Source organism: Pseudoalteromonas sp. SG43-3 (assembly GCF_014164385.1).
Classification (GTDB): domain Bacteria; phylum Pseudomonadota; class Gammaproteobacteria; order Enterobacterales; family Alteromonadaceae; genus Pseudoalteromonas; species Pseudoalteromonas distincta.
Genome location: NZ_JACJFC010000007.1, coordinates 71,282 through 87,034, shown reverse-complemented (window position 1 = coordinate 87,034; position 15,753 = coordinate 71,282). Strand labels below are relative to the sequence as shown.

The 15,753-nt window shown below is 37.4% G+C and carries 16 protein-coding genes; 8 read left to right on the top strand and 8 right to left on the bottom strand.

The window, feature by feature from the left end; all coding sequences use genetic code 11:
• Positions 1-136: 136 nt before the first annotated feature.
• A complete protein-coding gene (locus tag H5157_RS08240) occupies positions 137-2,056 on the top strand; it encodes a methyl-accepting chemotaxis protein (RefSeq protein WP_182715997.1) in 1,920 nt (639 codons plus the stop codon).
• Between the two features lie 94 nt (positions 2,057-2,150).
• Here H5157_RS08240 and H5157_RS08235 read toward each other — a convergent pair whose 3' ends face one another.
• A complete protein-coding gene (locus H5157_RS08235; RefSeq protein WP_004335709.1) occupies positions 2,151-2,480 on the bottom strand; it encodes a GIY-YIG nuclease family protein in 330 nt (109 codons plus the stop codon).
• A gap of 107 nt (positions 2,481-2,587) precedes the next feature.
• On the opposite strand from H5157_RS08235, the gene H5157_RS08230 reads away from it, so the two are divergent.
• Positions 2,588-2,947, top strand: coding sequence for an outer membrane protein assembly factor BamE (locus H5157_RS08230; protein WP_004335706.1), 360 nt, complete (start codon positions 2,588-2,590; stop codon positions 2,945-2,947).
• 132 nt (positions 2,948-3,079) lie between these two features.
• Here the strand turns inward: H5157_RS08230 and H5157_RS08225 are convergent, their stop codons facing one another.
• Both H5157_RS08225 and H5157_RS08220 read right to left on the bottom strand, forming a co-directional pair.
• Positions 3,080-3,403 carry an RnfH family protein gene (locus H5157_RS08225; RefSeq protein WP_138488725.1) on the bottom strand — a complete coding sequence of 108 codons (324 nt, stop codon included), beginning with the start codon at positions 3,401-3,403 and terminating at the stop codon, positions 3,080-3,082.
• Positions 3,400-3,840, bottom strand: coding sequence for a type II toxin-antitoxin system RatA family toxin (locus H5157_RS08220; protein WP_182715998.1), 441 nt, complete (start codon positions 3,838-3,840; stop codon positions 3,400-3,402). The genes H5157_RS08225 and H5157_RS08220 overlap by 4 nt, the downstream gene beginning before the upstream one ends.
• A gap of 146 nt (positions 3,841-3,986) precedes the next feature.
• On the opposite strand from H5157_RS08220, the gene smpB reads away from it, so the two are divergent.
• Together smpB and H5157_RS08210 are read left to right on the top strand one after the other, a co-directional pair.
• The gene (gene smpB / locus H5157_RS08215) at positions 3,987-4,466 is read left to right on the top strand and encodes an SsrA-binding protein SmpB (RefSeq protein ID WP_004335699.1); all 480 of its coding nucleotides are present in this window, start codon (positions 3,987-3,989) and stop codon (positions 4,464-4,466) included.
• A 426-nt stretch (positions 4,467-4,892) separates the two neighbouring features.
• On the top strand, positions 4,893-7,484 hold the full coding sequence (locus H5157_RS08210) for a TonB-dependent receptor (RefSeq protein WP_182724518.1): 2,592 nt from the start codon (positions 4,893-4,895) through the stop codon (positions 7,482-7,484).
• A gap of 88 nt (positions 7,485-7,572) precedes the next feature.
• On the opposite strand, the gene H5157_RS08205 is transcribed toward H5157_RS08210, so the two are convergent.
• Together H5157_RS08205 and fadR are read right to left on the bottom strand one after the other, a co-directional pair.
• A complete protein-coding gene (locus H5157_RS08205) occupies positions 7,573-8,178 on the bottom strand; it encodes a peroxiredoxin (RefSeq protein ID WP_007378637.1) in 606 nt (201 codons plus the stop codon).
• A gap of 362 nt (positions 8,179-8,540) precedes the next feature.
• Positions 8,541-9,254, bottom strand: a complete 714-nt coding sequence (fadR, locus tag H5157_RS08200; RefSeq protein WP_004335692.1) for a fatty acid metabolism transcriptional regulator FadR — start codon at positions 9,252-9,254, stop codon at positions 8,541-8,543.
• A gap of 530 nt (positions 9,255-9,784) precedes the next feature.
• On the opposite strand from fadR, the gene dsbB reads away from it, so the two are divergent.
• Together dsbB and H5157_RS08190 are read left to right on the top strand one after the other, a co-directional pair.
• On the top strand, positions 9,785-10,303 hold the full coding sequence (gene dsbB, locus H5157_RS08195; RefSeq protein ID WP_024595347.1) for a disulfide bond formation protein DsbB: 519 nt from the start codon (positions 9,785-9,787) through the stop codon (positions 10,301-10,303).
• Between the two features lies 1 nt (position 10,304).
• On the top strand, positions 10,305-10,607 hold the full coding sequence (locus H5157_RS08190) for a DUF6170 family protein (RefSeq protein WP_024595348.1): 303 nt from the start codon (positions 10,305-10,307) through the stop codon (positions 10,605-10,607).
• Between the two features lie 24 nt (positions 10,608-10,631).
• Here H5157_RS08190 and H5157_RS08185 read toward each other — a convergent pair whose 3' ends face one another.
• Positions 10,632-10,928 (bottom strand): helix-hairpin-helix domain-containing protein, encoded by a 297-nt coding sequence (locus tag H5157_RS08185; protein ID WP_165723515.1) that lies wholly within the window; start codon positions 10,926-10,928, stop codon positions 10,632-10,634.
• 314 nt (positions 10,929-11,242) lie between these two features.
• Between H5157_RS08185 and H5157_RS08180 the strand changes: the two genes are divergently transcribed.
• Positions 11,243-11,560 carry a YebG family protein gene (locus H5157_RS08180; protein WP_182724517.1) on the top strand — a complete coding sequence of 106 codons (318 nt, stop codon included), beginning with the start codon at positions 11,243-11,245 and terminating at the stop codon, positions 11,558-11,560.
• 273 nt (positions 11,561-11,833) lie between these two features.
• Here H5157_RS08180 and putP read toward each other — a convergent pair whose 3' ends face one another.
• Positions 11,834-13,312 carry a sodium/proline symporter PutP gene (gene putP / locus H5157_RS08175; protein ID WP_149602304.1) on the bottom strand — a complete coding sequence of 493 codons (1,479 nt, stop codon included), beginning with the start codon at positions 13,310-13,312 and terminating at the stop codon, positions 11,834-11,836.
• Between the two features lie 331 nt (positions 13,313-13,643).
• Here putP and H5157_RS08170 point away from each other — a divergent pair, with 331 nt between their 5' ends.
• Positions 13,644-14,870 carry an EAL and HDOD domain-containing protein gene (locus H5157_RS08170; protein WP_004335679.1) on the top strand — a complete coding sequence of 409 codons (1,227 nt, stop codon included), beginning with the start codon at positions 13,644-13,646 and terminating at the stop codon, positions 14,868-14,870.
• A 145-nt stretch (positions 14,871-15,015) separates the two neighbouring features.
• Here the strand turns inward: H5157_RS08170 and H5157_RS08165 are convergent, their stop codons facing one another.
• Positions 15,016-15,747: a VacJ family lipoprotein gene (locus H5157_RS08165; RefSeq protein WP_182682688.1), complete on the bottom strand. Its 732-nt coding sequence runs from the start codon at positions 15,745-15,747 to the stop codon at positions 15,016-15,018.
• Positions 15,748-15,753 lie beyond the last annotated feature (6 nt).

Here is a 15,753-nt window from a genome sequence, read left to right as displayed (position 1 = left end):
GGCTTTTTTATGCATATTCATAAAAATTTAACCATAACACGCTACCTTCTATTCATTTCACAGTAGGCAATATCTAGCTCTAAATAAATAATGTGCTAGTATAGTCCTCTACTCAGTTGTAAAATTAATTAATATCATGACGATACAAAACCTTTCTATTACTCAAAAAATCACAGCTTTAGGCAGTGTTATTGCTATATGCGTAGCGGCACTGATTGGCTTGACCTCTTTATACAGCTCTAAAGACATAATTGAGCAACGTATGATCGAGTCAGAGCTACCTAGTAAACTGCAAACAATCAGTAATCATATAGGCGGTGAAATTAATGAGTTACTTGGTGCTGCTCAGCAACTATCATCAAACGAATTTGTTTTACAGTGGGCTCAGTCTAGTAATCAAGACGACACTTTATTATTAAAAGAATTAAATCGTGTTGCCCAGCAATACGATTTAGCAACAGCATCTTGGGCAAATAGAGACACTGCACAGTACTGGAACCAAAATGGTTTTTTGCGTGTGTTAAAAAACGATGCAGCTGATGGCTGGTTTTTTGCGTTCAAACAATCAAAACAACCTTATTCTATCAGTATTTATCAAGAGTCAGCCAATGATGTGAAAATGTTTGTAAATCATCAGCAAGCTAATGGTACTGGTTTAGCAGGTCTTGCAAAAAGCATCACTGATATGCAAAAGCTATTACAGCAATTTAAAATTGAGCAAACAGGTTTTGTATTTATTGCAGATAAAAATGGATTAATTCAACTTCATAAAGATGCCAATAAAGTAGCAAAAGCAAATATTGACGATTTATATACTGCAAATATTCACAGCCAACTATTTAATAGTAATGGCTTTGCACTAGAAGAAATTAACTTAAATGGCGAACCAACTCTTATAGCTGCAACCCCAATTAAAAACACTGACTTATATGTTGTAGCTCAAGTACCAAAAAGTGAAGTATTCGCAAGTGTAAACACCCTACAATGGCAAATATTTACTTTTACAGTAATCACCGCGTTAGTTGCTAGCTTGATTAGTTACTTACTTGCTCGCTCTCTTTCATCTCCACTTTCTAAAATGGCTGAGTTATTTTCACGCTTAGGCTCTGGCGATGCAAACTTAGCGTACCGCTTACCAGAATCAAGCCAACCAGAGCTCAACAATTTAAGTAATGGCTTTAACCAGTTTATAAATAAAATAGAAACAGCGATTACTCAAGTTGCCAGTGAAAGCCACGATATTCGCCAAAGTTCTGATCATGTATTTGAACAGGCAAAACGAAACTCGCAAGCAATTGATAATCAAAAAGAGCAAACAATATCTGTCGCAGCAGCTATCAACGAAATGGGCGCTACAGTGCAAGAAATAGCACAAAGCGCAGCGAATACAGCTAAGTTAACCGATAACAGCCGTGAGAACACCATTCAAAGCCATAAACAAGTATTACAAAGCCAGGCAACTATCTCAGCCCTAGCTAGCGATATTGATGGCATAACAGAGCAAGTTACTTTGCTTTCTAAAAAAACGGTTGATATAGCAAGTATTGTGGATTCAATTAGAGGGATATCGGATCAGACTAATCTACTTGCTTTAAACGCGGCAATTGAATCTGCTCGCGCAGGTGAGCACGGCCGAGGCTTTGCTGTTGTTGCTGATGAAGTACGCGCTCTGGCAAACCGTACATCGCAATCAACCACCGAAATTCAATCTATGATTGAAGAGCTTACAAGAATATCTGATGATGTAGTTAACGATATTAGCCAATCAAAAGATAAAGCGCAGCAAAGCGTTGGAGCCATGCAAAGCTCAGTAGAATTACTCGATGCGATAGCCGAAACAGCTAATCAAATAAACGATATGGCTACGCTTATTGCAACTGCAACTGAGCAGCAAAGTAATGTGGTTGCTGATGTAGGTCGTAACATAGAGCAAATAAGTGAAATTAGCGATAAAGCAATGAGCGAGCAAATCAATACAGAGCAAGCTATTCGTGACTTGGCAAACAGCGCTCAAACACTCGATGCACTTGTCGCTACCTTTGAAAAACATCGCTAAGCAGCTATAACGGCTATATTTCCTTTGTGAGCAAAAGCTATATTAAAAGCTAGCTTTTGCCCACAGCGAATACGGTTTAATCTAAGTAAATTAACTAAATGATTTTAGTGTCGCCGGTATTAAATGCTAAAACGTATGCTTCTTTTTTGGCTCTAGAAAGCTTTTTTAATTGATACTCAAGTTTACTTGCTTCACTTTTATTACCAACTTGTTGTTGATGGATAAGTAAAAGCGGCCCTTTCCCTCTAAGGTTTTTGGCCCCTTTGCCGGCTTGATGAGTTGCAAAGCGTTTTTCAACATTAGTCGTGATCCCTGTGTACCAATGACCAAATCGTGTCTCAACTATATATAAAAACCAAGTAGACTCCGTTTTTAAAATATTCGTTTCGATGTGCTGTAAACTTTTTTCATTATTAATGGTCAAAACATTACCTTAACGCCCTTAACATAAAACAATTGCTTAAAAGGGTTTTACCTTCAGTGACTAATCGGTATCATGCAGATTATAAAAAATAAGGATCACAACTAACAATGCAGTCGTTAAAAACTTTTTCTCTTTGGCTTATCGTTGCTTTAACACTTAGCTCAGCAGCAGGTTGCTCTAGCTGGGTATACCGAATTAACATCCCACAAGGCAACTTTTTAGAGCAATCGGATGTTGAAAAACTTCGTGTAAATATGACTCGAGAGCAAGTTGTTTACGTATTAGGCAGACCTATTGCCGAAGACGCCTTTGATAACAATACTTGGCGTTATATTTACAGCTTCAATAAAGGCCGTAAAAACGAGCAAAATAAAGAGTTAGTAATTAACTTTGAAAATGAAAAGTTAGTTTCAATTTCAGGTGATTATGACCAACCTGAAAACTTTACTACACCGCTCGAGCAATAAATTTCTCAAGTGGTAAAAAAAGGTGAGCATGGCTCACCTTTTTTATTGGTTTATTTAAAAGCTTTTACCATTTTAAACAACGTCAGCGTGTGATTTAATCCGTTAAATTTTCCACGTTTATACCGATTTTCGTTACTTTTCGAGTGGGCGGCCACCCGTTATTTTATTTGCACGCCCTTCTTCTTTAGCTTTTTCTGCACGCTTTCTACGCGCATCTTTAGGATCTGCAATTAATGGACGATATATTTCTATACGGTCACCGTCTTTTAACTCATAGTTAGCTTTTACAGTTCGATTCCACACACCTAAAGTTAGCGATGTAGCATCTATCTCAGGGCACTTTTGTATAATACCTGACTGAATAACAGCTTGCTCGACTGTAGTCCCTAGTGGCACTTCAATTGATAAACACGTGGCCGTGGTTGGTAATGCAAATACCACCTCAACATTAATCATGCTCTCGCTCCATAAACCTGTTTTGCACGTTGAGTAAATGCACTCACCATATTTTTTGCAACATCGTTAAAAATCTTACCAAAGGCAAGCTCTATTAACTTACTTGAAAATTCAAATTCTAGTTGCAAGTGAACTTTACATGCTTTGGCGTCAAGCTCTTGAAAGTGCCAACGTCCTTTTAACATCTTAAATGGTCCATCAACAAGGCTTAGTAACACTGTTTGCTCATCAACAAAGGTGTTTTCGGTGGTAAACCACTTTTTTATACCCGCCTTGGATATTTCTAAACTCGCGGTCATGTTATTATCATGCTGTGAAACAATTTTTGAGTCTGAGCAATTTGGTAAAAACTGCGAATAAGCTTCTACATCATTAACTAGATCAAACATCTCTTTAGTGCTGTACATAACCAGCGCACTTTTTTCTATTTGTGGCATACTCACTCCCAACTGTGTGGGCGAATTTTAGCAAGCTTTGCGCGTTTCCCCAAATTTTCATGCTGCTTAAATTAAAGCTTAATTTTTAAAAGCATTATTAAAAAATCGATGTAAAACATCTCACATTACGTATATTATAGGGCACTATGGCTAAGAAAAATTCATCAAAATCGACAAGTAATACCATCGCGCTAAACAAAAAAGCGCGACATGAGTATTTTTTACACGATAAGTTTGAAGCAGGTGTTGAACTACAAGGCTGGGAAGTAAAAAGTATCCGAGCAGGTAAGGTAAACATCACCGAAACTTATATTCATCTTAAAAATGGCGAAGCATTTTTGCTTGGCGCGCAAATCCAGCCACTTAATAGTGCATCAACCCATGTAATTTGCGATCCGTTGCGTTATCGTAAGTTACTATTAAGCAGACGCGAACTTGACCGTCTACTCGGCGCAACAGAGCGAGATGGCTATTCATTAATAGCTACAGCTATGTACTGGAAAAAATGTTGGGTAAAACTTGAATTTCATCTAGCAAAAGGTAAAAAGTTGCACGATAAACGTGACGACGGGAAAAATAAAGATTGGTCTCGCGAAAAAGAACGTTTAATGAAACACAAAGTATAAGCACAACGCCTAACTAACAAGTTAGGCGTTTTTTTATTAAAAAAAACAACTATTATTTGTTTTATTAATATACAACAAGATTACTATTTATTCAGAATATACATGTAAATAATTTATTACAATTTTATTGTGAATTAATTAATTTAATTATTACTCGCATTTAGGCTGTATTTGTTATTTCCAAAATAAAGCATATGCGCCTATTTCAACCTTCTTCAGCGCATAACATCTGTTTTAAAATCATCCAAAAACACACAAAAAACCATACTAAAATCACATTTCAGTCTAATTGCTAACACTTAAGTTACATGATATTAATGTCGTCGCTTGTTATATCAATCCGCTTAAATATGGGATTTATTTAACAGTTTAAAAAGGATTGGTATAGAGCAACTAAATTTATAACATATCAACAAGGACTTAAGGATGAAGCAATCAATTGCATTTACACCTAGCTTAATTGCAGGTGCTACAATCGCACTTTCAGCAGGTTTTACAACAACAACTTACGCTGCTGAAGAAGCTAAAAAAGTAGAGCGCATTGAAGTAACTGGCTCACGAATCAAACGTTCAGATATCGAAGGACCTTCTCCGGTTCAATCAATCGCAAGAGCTGATATTGAGAACATGGGTTATGACAACCTACAACAACTCCTCGAAAGAATGCCTGTCGCGGGTAGCGGTACTTTCTCAACACGTGGTAACAACCAAGACTCAACTGCAAATGGGTCTGCTGCTGTTAGTTTACGTGGCTTAGGTGCTGATGCTACGCTCGTACTAATCAATGGCCGTCGTGTATCTATTAGTGCATTTGCCGAAGGTATCACAAACTCATTTGTAGATATTAACAGTATCCCAGTTTCTGCCATTGAGCGAATCGATATACTAAAAGATGGTGCTTCAGCTATCTACGGCTCAGACGCAGTGGCGGGTGTGGTAAACGTAATCTTGAAAAAAGACATTGACGGTGTTGAAGTTAATTTGGGCTACGGTGGTACTGATGGTCCCAATTATGAAGAAACAACAGCAAGTTTAGTATGGGGTACTACTAGCGAGAAAAGTAGCGCGTCAGTTATTATCGATTACTTTAAAAATACATCTCTTTCTTCTGATGAAATGGGCAGCTTAGGTACAGCAAATCAATCACCTTATGGTGGTGAAGATTTTCGCTCATCTCGTGGCTTCCCTGGATATTTTTATGTAGACGGTGTTAAAACAATTGATCCGGCTTGTCCTGCTGAAAATGCAACTTCAAGCGGCAGTTGTTTATTTGATTACGGCCCCTACGGTTATATCGCACCAGCGTCTGAACGCGTGGGTGCTATTTCTCAATTTGAATATAACTTTGATAATGGCATTACGGGCTTTTTAGAAATGGCAGTACAGCACAATACGTCTGTTGCGGCCGGAGCCCCTACTCCCCTTGATGAAGATGCAGGCTTAACTGTCCCAGCTAGCCACCCTAACAATCCATTTGGTGAAGACATTCAAATTGGTCGTTACCGTACAGTTGATGCTGGCGCACGCCAATGGGATATTGAATCAGATACTCTTCGCTTTGTTGCAGGGCTTAAAGGTGAGTTTAATGACTGGAGCTGGGAAACCGCTGTACAAAAAGGCCGAAGTAAATCTCTTCAAACAGGTGATAGAACACAAGGTTGGGTGCGTACTGATTTCTTACAACAAGAAATTGATGCAGGAAACTACAATCCATTTGGTGGCACATACAACGACCCTGCTGTAATTGATCGTATTACAACAAGCTTAGTGCGTCGTGGTGAGTCTCACATGACTTCCTTTGATGCAAACATTACAGGTGAAGCATTTAGTTTTGGCGATGATGTAGTAATGATGGCTGCAGGTATTGAGTACCGTGAAGAAGACGTTAATGACATTCCAGATGATCAATTTCAACGTGGTTTAATATTTGGCACAGAGTCTGTATCTGCATCTGCAGATCGTGAACAATACGCAGCCTATGTCGAGTTTTCTATCCCTCTTGCTGATAATTTAGAGCTACAACTTGCTGGCCGTTACGATGACTACAGTGACTTCGGTACAACAACAAACCCTAAAGTAGCTCTTCGCTGGGCGCCTACTGATGAAATCACAGTGCGTGGCTCTTGGGCACAAGGCTTTAGAGCGCCTTCTTTGGCACAAGTTGGTTTGGGTCCATCTCAAGAAAGCCAATTCTTTGTAGATACATACCGATGTGAGGCAACAGGCCTTGATTGTGATGCACTTGATTACAACATTGAATTTGCTGGTAACCCTGACCTTGAAGCTGAAGAATCAGAATCATGGAATGTCGGCTTTATTTGGGCGCCTTCTGCTGAGTTTGGTTTAAGTGTCGATGTGTGGAGCATCACTCAAGATAACAAAATTGATGAGCAAGAGTTTGGTCCAATTTATAACTCTGAGTGTAATAACCAAGATAGTACTGTATGTGTGCGCTTAACACCTACAGGTGGCGATAGCTTAGGAACAATTCAAAAAATTTACAGCACATTTGAAAACGTTTCTTCGCAAGAAGTATCTGGGGTCGATGTTTCAGCTAACTACAATCACTCACTTGATGACTTAGGTTTATTGAAATTTAATTTAGAATGGGCATACCAAGATAAATTTGAAAAAGATGGCCGCGATTACACCGGTGAGTATGGCTATCCAGAGCACCGCTGGATTTTCTCTACAAACTGGGAAATTGGCGAGTTTAATACAAACGTAAACATCAGTTATGTAGGTGAGTTTGAAGATACCCCAGATATTGATTTTGACGGTAATTTAGACTTTGATAGCAATACATCACGTATGGTTGATTCGCAAACATTGGTAGATTTACAAACATCTTATCGTGTTACTGACTCAACTAAAGTATCGCTAGGTGTAAATAACTTATTTGATGAAGAGCCACCATTTGCAATTGGTGATGGCGACGCTGATCTATACGGTTATGCTTCAGGTGTACACAACCCTAGAGGCCGATACTTCTATACTAAAGTTAGCTTCTCGTTTTAACTTTGCGAGCTTATTTTAAAGTGAGCTAACGCTACAAATAAAAAAACCGCCAATTGGCGGTTTTTTTTATTTAAAACTAAGGGCTAAATTATAGCTCGCCTTCGTTTTCAGATAAGAACTTAGCAACGCCTTCAGGGCTTGCGTCCATACCTTTTTTACCTTCAGTCCAACCAGCAGGACATACTTCACCGTGCTCAGTATGGAACGCTAGCGCGTCAACCATGCGAAGCATTTCGTCGATGTTACGACCTAGTGGTAAATCGTTCACTACTTGGTGACGTACGTTACCTTCTTCATCAATTAAGAAAGAACCACGGAACGCAACACCCGCTTCTGGATGCTCAACGTCATATGCTTTACAGATTTCGTGTTTAACGTCTGCAACTAGTGCGTATTGAACTTTACCAATACCGCCGTCTGCTACAGCAGTGTTACGCCATGCGTTATGTGAGAATTGTGAATCGATAGAAACACCAATTACTTCTACGCCACGCTTTTGAAACTCTTCAAAACGCTTATCAAATGCAATAAGTTCAGAAGGACATACAAACGTGAAATCTAGTGGGTAAAAGAAGATAACTGCTTTTTTACCTTTAATTGTTTCATGAAGGTTATAGCTATCTACAATTTCACCGTTACCAAGAACAGCTGCAGCGGTAAAGTCTGGTGCCTGGCGGCCTACTAATACACCCATTTTATTCTCCAAATATTTTGAGTTTGTTTTCAATTGCTTTCGCAATGCTGGTACTTATATGGGCGCTAAAAATTAAAAACCAATAGCGCATACATATAATTAATTGGCATTCTAAAGTTATTCACTACAAAAGAACAATCGCATTTAACGATGTGAGCAATCGAAAATAACGAACACTTGCAACTTGCACTAATATGCTTAAATAATAGGTCTATTTTAAAGGGTAAGTTGCGTTGTAACTAAGTAGAAATTTTAAAAATATCGAAGTGGTTTATACATTAAACTTTTTAGAATTTCATATACGGTGGCGCTAAATTTTATAGATATAAAAAAACCTGCAAATGCAGGTTTCTCGCTTAGACTTAGTCCATTATATCTGAGGGCATATCACCACGGATTTTTTGCCAAATCTCACCTGTTTGATGACCGTATTTACGCATCATCGAAATAGCACCATCATGCTCTTTATTTTCTGCCAAAATGGTTAAATCTTTATAAAACTGACGAGCAAGTTCACGAGTTCCGGCATCAGAGAAGTAATGACAACCAATCTTTGAATAAAAGCCTCTAAAACCATTAAGTATTAATACATAAATACGGTTATTACCCGCAACGGCTAATTCGTGATGCACTTTATAATCATAGTCAGCAAATGCTTGAGCGGTGTCTTCTAGCTCATGGCTTTGTGATAAAATTTCAATTACGCGTTCAGGATTTAACTTAATTGCAGCACGTGTATAAATAGCACTAATATTAGTACGTGCAGATAAAAGCTGATCTGTCAGCTCTGGCATCTTGTCTTCATCTAAGCGCGCTAATGTTTCAAGAATGTTTAAGCCAGACGTTTCCCAAAAGTTATTTACTTTTGTAGGTTTACCATGCTGAATTGTTAGCCAACCATCACGCGCTAAACGCTGTAGTACTTCTCTCAAGGTTGTTCTTGTAACACCAATTAACTCTGAAAGTTCTCGCTCGGCAGGTAAAATTGAACCTGGAGGGAAATCGCCGTTCCAAATGGACTCAACTATATATTCTTCAGCAAATCCTGCTGGGCTTTTCGCTTTAAAAATTCTCATCCAGTTCCCACTCGAATTAATCAACACTCATCGTTTTACACGAATAACTGACTGATTGTACCAGACGAAGCACAACTAACAAGTAAAGTAATATATATTAATAAAGCAAATGGGTAGAAATTTAAAATTAATAAATAATTAAATTTGGGTTTCTCTAATTTAGCTACAATGCATGAATATCTAGAGTAATATTCATTGTAGGTACATTGTTATTATGGAGATATTTTTATTTACGCAGCGCCTGAGCTTAATTAACTTATCCCGCACTTGCCATAAGAAAAAGTACAAAAAAGTGCAACCATAAAAAATTCTTTAGATGATGCATCACCTTAGTATAAGTAAGCAATATAACTGAGCTTATGTATCGATGGGAAAATAATAGAACGTCATTTAACCTTTGCTAAGGCTGAATTGAGTAGTCATTAATTTCATCTTATAAAAAGCGACTTCGGTAGCTTTTTTTTCCTTTTTGTTGCTGCATACTTTATCCTACGTCATAATCTAACGTCCTATTAAAACGCGGAATTTTTATGAACTGGCTTGCACAATTACCTACCCAACGAACCCCGTGGCTTTTATTTACAGCTATCGTTTTTTTACTTGAAGTTACCGCTCTTTTCTTTCAATACAAAATGGGGTTAGCGCCTTGCATAATGTGTATATATCAACGCACTGCAGTATTGGGGTTATTAGGCGCAGGGATTGTAGGCTCAAGTAAACCACAAAGTAAAACTGTGCGTATGATAGCGTATGTTATTTGGGGAATATCGAGTGTTTGGGGATACTTAATTGCTCGCGAACATATTGATATGCAGACCACCACAGACCCTTTTGCATTTAGCTGCGAGTTTGAACCAAATTTCCCATCATTTATGCCACTACATGAATGGATACCTAGCTTTTTTCAAGCTACCGGGGATTGTGGAAATATAGATTGGCAGTTTGTTGGCATGAGCATGCCTGCTTGGATGGAAGTGATATTTGGGATTTTCTCACTAACGCTATTTATTATAATTATTGCCCGTTTATCAATTAAAAAGTCGATTTAATATGTTTACATTTTTTTCAAGCCAATTAGACCAGCTTAAGCATTTAAAAGTACGCCAGCGTCAAGACGTAATTGCGCTTGCATTAAGTCAGCTATCGCCAACTGATAAAGTTCTATTGCGTATTATAAAGTTGCTATTACTTAGCCCACTATTTTTAATATTCACTGTATTTAAAGGTTGGATATTAATACCATTTTTGATACTTGGCGGATTGTGCTATCCACTATTAACTACACCTATTGAAATTAACTTTGCTAAAAAGCACTTAAGCGATGCGCTAAAACAATTTAATCAGGGCGCCTAGCACCCTGATTACTTTTTAGAAATATTAAAGTGAAAGTTTCCCCTCTAATTTAGCTAAAAGTTTTTTGCCAATCCCTTTAACTTGCGATAAATCACTAACGCTTTTAAATTCGCCATTTTCTTCACGATAATCCACAATTGCCTGCGCTTTTTTCTTACCTATACCAGGTAACTTAGCAAGCATCTCTGCATCAGCATTATTTATACTAATTGTCTCAGCTTGAGGCATTTGCTTAGTTACTTCTGATAATTGTGCATACGCGGTAGTCGCGGGTAGTAAACATAATAAGCTTATGATGAGTAAATTTTTTAACGTTTTCATTAAACTTGCCCTTATTCTTCTTTTCTTAATTTTGAGTATTGCTCAGGAAATCAATAAATAAGGAACTGTAAAGTTCATCACTTAAAGTGTACCTAAACGCATTATCACTATGATCCGAAATCCTGAAAATGCAGCTGGTACAACAAAGTGATTGCTTAACTAAAGTAAAGTTACCGTTTTTTGTCAAATTTAAGACACCTAAAAATTAATACTTCGCGCTTGCAAATTTACTTACAAACCATTACTGTACATAAAAACAGTAATCTAATGGTTTTTTAAAAACCACGGTGCCAAGCAATTTTGCAGGAGAAATCATGGCTGTTGTTGTTAAATATGTTGTAGAACGAAACGGAGTCGAGCGTATGACGTTTACTACCAAAAAAGAAGCGGATGCTTATGACAAGATGCTCGATATAGCAGAATCACTTGAGCTGATGCTAGAAAAGGTAGACGTACCGCTTAGTGAGCAACAAATTGAATCACTTGCTTTAGAAATAGCGAAAAGCAAAGATGATTTTATGACCATATTAAAAGGTGGCAAAGATCCAGCTGTTACCAAAGCGCCAGCAAAAAGTAAAAAGTCAGATAACGTTGCATCATTTGAAGATAACAACGATAAAAAAGTAAGTTAATTCATAGAATGCTCCCTCCTCGAACGGGACAAACTAAATAAAAAAGGGAGCAACTAAGTTGCTCCCTTTTTTATTATACCAATTCGCTTAATTAAATGATCTCTTTGAGGGTGGAAAAACGTGTTGATAGCTAGGCAAAAATTCGATATTTAGTTGTTCTAAATGAGAATTTTTTAACGCCGGTAGCAACACGTTTAGCCCCGCAAAATGATTAAGTATTATTGCGGATTGGTATTAATTACTACTCATTTTAAAATAAATAGTAATTGCTAATTAAAGCTCTTTTTCTACTTCATCAAATAAAGCAGTGATATTTTGCTCAGGCTCTTTTGTTACTAAGCTAACAACAACAATTGCAATACTCGCTAAAATAAAGCCCGGTACTATTTCGTACATAAAGCTACTTAAGCTTTCACCATTGATAGTAAATGGTCCATATATCCAAATTAGCACAGTAAATGCGCCTACTAACATACCAGCTAACGCACCAGCAAAGTTCATGCGTTTCCAATAAAGGCTAAACAATACAAGAGGTCCAAACGCAGCACCAAAGCCAGCCCACGCATTACTTACTAGGTCTAAAATAGAGCTATCTCTGTCGTAAGCTAAATAAATAGCGAACATAGCAACTACGGCAACACTAATACGGCCAACAGCAACTAGCTCTTTATCACTGGCATCTTTACGTAAGAATGTTTTATAGAAATCTTCTGTTAATGAACTTGAACTAACCAATAATTGAGATGAGATAGTACTCATAATCGCAGCCAAAATTGCAGCAAGTAAAAAGCCAGCAATAAGTGGGTGGAACAGCAACTCAGAAAGAATTAAGAAAATTGTTTCAGGGTCTTCAACTACAATGTTGTTCTCATAAGTATAAGCTGCACCAAATATACCAGTACCAACAGCACCAATGGCAGCAACAATCATCCATGTCATACCAATACGGCGTGCTTTAGGCATATCTTTAACACTACGCACCGACATAAAACGAACAATGATATGTGGTTGGCCAAAATAACCTAAACCCCAAGCCATTGCAGAAATAATACCTAATGCAGAACCTGCACCAATCCAGTTAAGCATATCTGGATTTACGCTATGTAAAGTTGATTCTAAAGGTTGTTCAAGCAAAGAGTATGCAACCGTTGGTACTAGAATAAGTGCAATGAACATAATACAACCTTGCACAAAGTCAGTTAAGCTTACAGCTAAAAAACCACCAAACAAGGTATATAAAACAACTACGCCCGTTGTAATGTATAAACCCATCTCATAAGTTAAACCAAATGAGCTTTCAAACAATTTACCACCAGCGACAACACCAGATGAAGTATAAAGAGTAAAGAAAACAATAATTACCACAGCTGATACAACACGTAATAGGTTGGATTTATCATTGAAGCGATTTGAAAAGTAATCTGGGATGGTTATAGAGTCATTTGCTTTTTCAGTGTAAACACGTAATCTCGGTGCAACTAACAGATAGTTTAACCAAGCACCAATCACCAAGCCAATTGCTATCCATGTACTACTAAAACCAGTAACAAACATCGCACCAGGTAGGCCCATTAAAATCCAGCCACTCATATCAGATGCACCTGCAGACAGTGCAGCTACACTTGGAGATAGATTTCGTCCACCTAACATGTAACCAGATACATCGTCAGTAGATTGCTTATATGCATATAGTCCGATACCTAACATTACAATAAAATATAATGCTAGTGAAATAATCATTCCTGTTTCCAAATTAGCCTCCGCATAATTATTAATAATAGGCTTTAATCCAAATAATGACTCTTAAAATTTTATAGTTAAGACACTATTGGGGTAAAAACCATTCTCGCTGACTATATCATGCTTGATAATAAAATCTCCAACTTGTTGCCCTCACCTGATACAAAAATACTCATGTTGAATAATTTTAAAGCGAATTGGTGAAATATAATAAATTAAATACTAGAAAGCCCTTAATTTTTAATGATAATTTATTAATCTAGCAAATATACGTAATGCTATTTTGAGTCTTTTGCCATATATTATTACAATAACTAATTAGATTACTCTTACGGAACTGTTTATGTATTTTTACGCTGCACGCCAACCTATTTTAGACAGAGATAAAAAGCTCATCGGATATGAACTTTTATTTCGCGATGGCGTTGATAACGTATTTCCCGATATAGACGGTGACGAGGCAACTACACGACTAATTGAAGGTAGTCAGTTTAATTTCGGCTTAGAAGATTTAACCGACAATAAACCCGCCTATATAAATTTCACCCTAGAAACGCTATCAAAGGGCTACCCAACACTACTGGGCAAAGATACTGTAGTTGTAGAAATCCTTGAAACTGTGCAACCTGGGAAGCGATTATTAGCCATAGTGAAAGATCTAAAAGATAAAGGTTACACTATTGCTCTTGATGACTATATTCATCAGCCTGTTTGGCGCCACTTTTATCCATTTATTGATATTATTAAAATAGACTTTTTAGCATCTGATATAGATACAATAAAAACGGTTCTTAATGATTTAAAACTGCACTCGCATATTAAGTTACTTGCCGAAAAAGTAGAAACCTATGAAATTTACCAACAAGCTCTAGAGCTTGGTTTTGATTATTTCCAAGGATTTTTCTTCTCCAAACCGGAAATGGTACAAAGTAAGGCTCTACCGCCTTCAGAAATGGCATTAGCTGAATTACTTTACGAAACATCAAGCGTTGATATGGATCTTAAAAAAATCACTGATGTGTTTGAGCGTGATGTAAACCTATCTTACAAATTACTTAGGTATTCAAATTCTGCTGCCTTTGCAAGGCGTGCTGAAATAAGTACCATTAAGCAAGCCCTTATAGTGCTTGGCGCTAACGAAATTAAAAAACTATTATCATTATTATTTGCAGCACAAGTATCAGCAGATAAACCTGTAGAGCTAATTAGGCTATCGCTTACGCGCGCTCGTTTTGGTGAGTTACTCGCTATATCCCATGGACAATTTAAAGATACCGGCATGGCATTTTTAACCGGTATGATGTCTCTTATGGATGCTATTTTAGATGAGAGTATGGAAAGCGTTATGAAAAAGCTTCCACTTTCGAATGACATAAAAGCAGCGTTATTAAACGATGAAGGCTTGCTGGCAAAATATTTAAACTTAGTTAAGTATTATGAACAAGCTAACTGGTCAGCCGCAAACGAATTAACGAAAGAGCTAAACCTAGGTGAAAAAGTTCCTGATGCCTATCATGAAGCACTGACTTGGGTTAATGAGCAAATGCAGTTAATAGTTAACGAAAAATAAGTAACCCGAACTCTGGTTAAAACATTTACTAATATATTGAATTATAATGATATCTAAGTTTATTTTTCTCTAGCCAAAGTTCAGATTATATAAACAGTCAATAAAAACGCCAGCATTTAGCTGGCGTTTTTATTAGTGGCTTCAATTATAAACTTTCTAAAAAGTCTTCATCAAAATCAGCTGGCTCTTCTTTAACTGGTGGATTGCCATCGTACAGCTCATAAATTTGACGCTGGAAGTAAATATCTTTTACAAATAAGTACGGATCAAGTGAATCATTTAATAGCCCTTCTTGTGGGATTAATGATGCACGCGCCTCAACTGCTTTTAAAACAAATACTAAAATAGTTTGTGGAGTCGTTAGCGCAACTTCAGGTAATACAAAGTTGTCGACTACATCACCGGTCAGGTTACGTGCTGTTGTTGGCCCCATACCTGGTAGCATTAAATAGGCGCCATCACCTACGCCCCATACACCCAACGTTTGCCCAAAGTCTTCATCGACTATTTCAAGACCTAGTGAGCTTGCAACATCAAAGATACCAAAAAGACCGACAGTAGAGTTAACTAAAAAGCGTGCTAAGCTCACGCTTGCATTACCCGGTTTACCTTGCAAACCCGCATTGATCATATCTACAGGTGCGGTGATATTACCTGTAAAATTAACAATACCGTTTCTTACCGGTACAGGCGTTACTTCAACATAACCTACAGCAACTGGGCGCAACAAATAAGCATCCAGTACATCCATATTAAAGTCATATAATGGACGATTAATACTTTGCAGCGGATCTCTGTCATCTACTTTGCTTTGAGGTACTTGAGCACAGCCGGCTAGTATCAATAAACATAAAAAAGTAAAACTGTGTTTTAACATCTAACG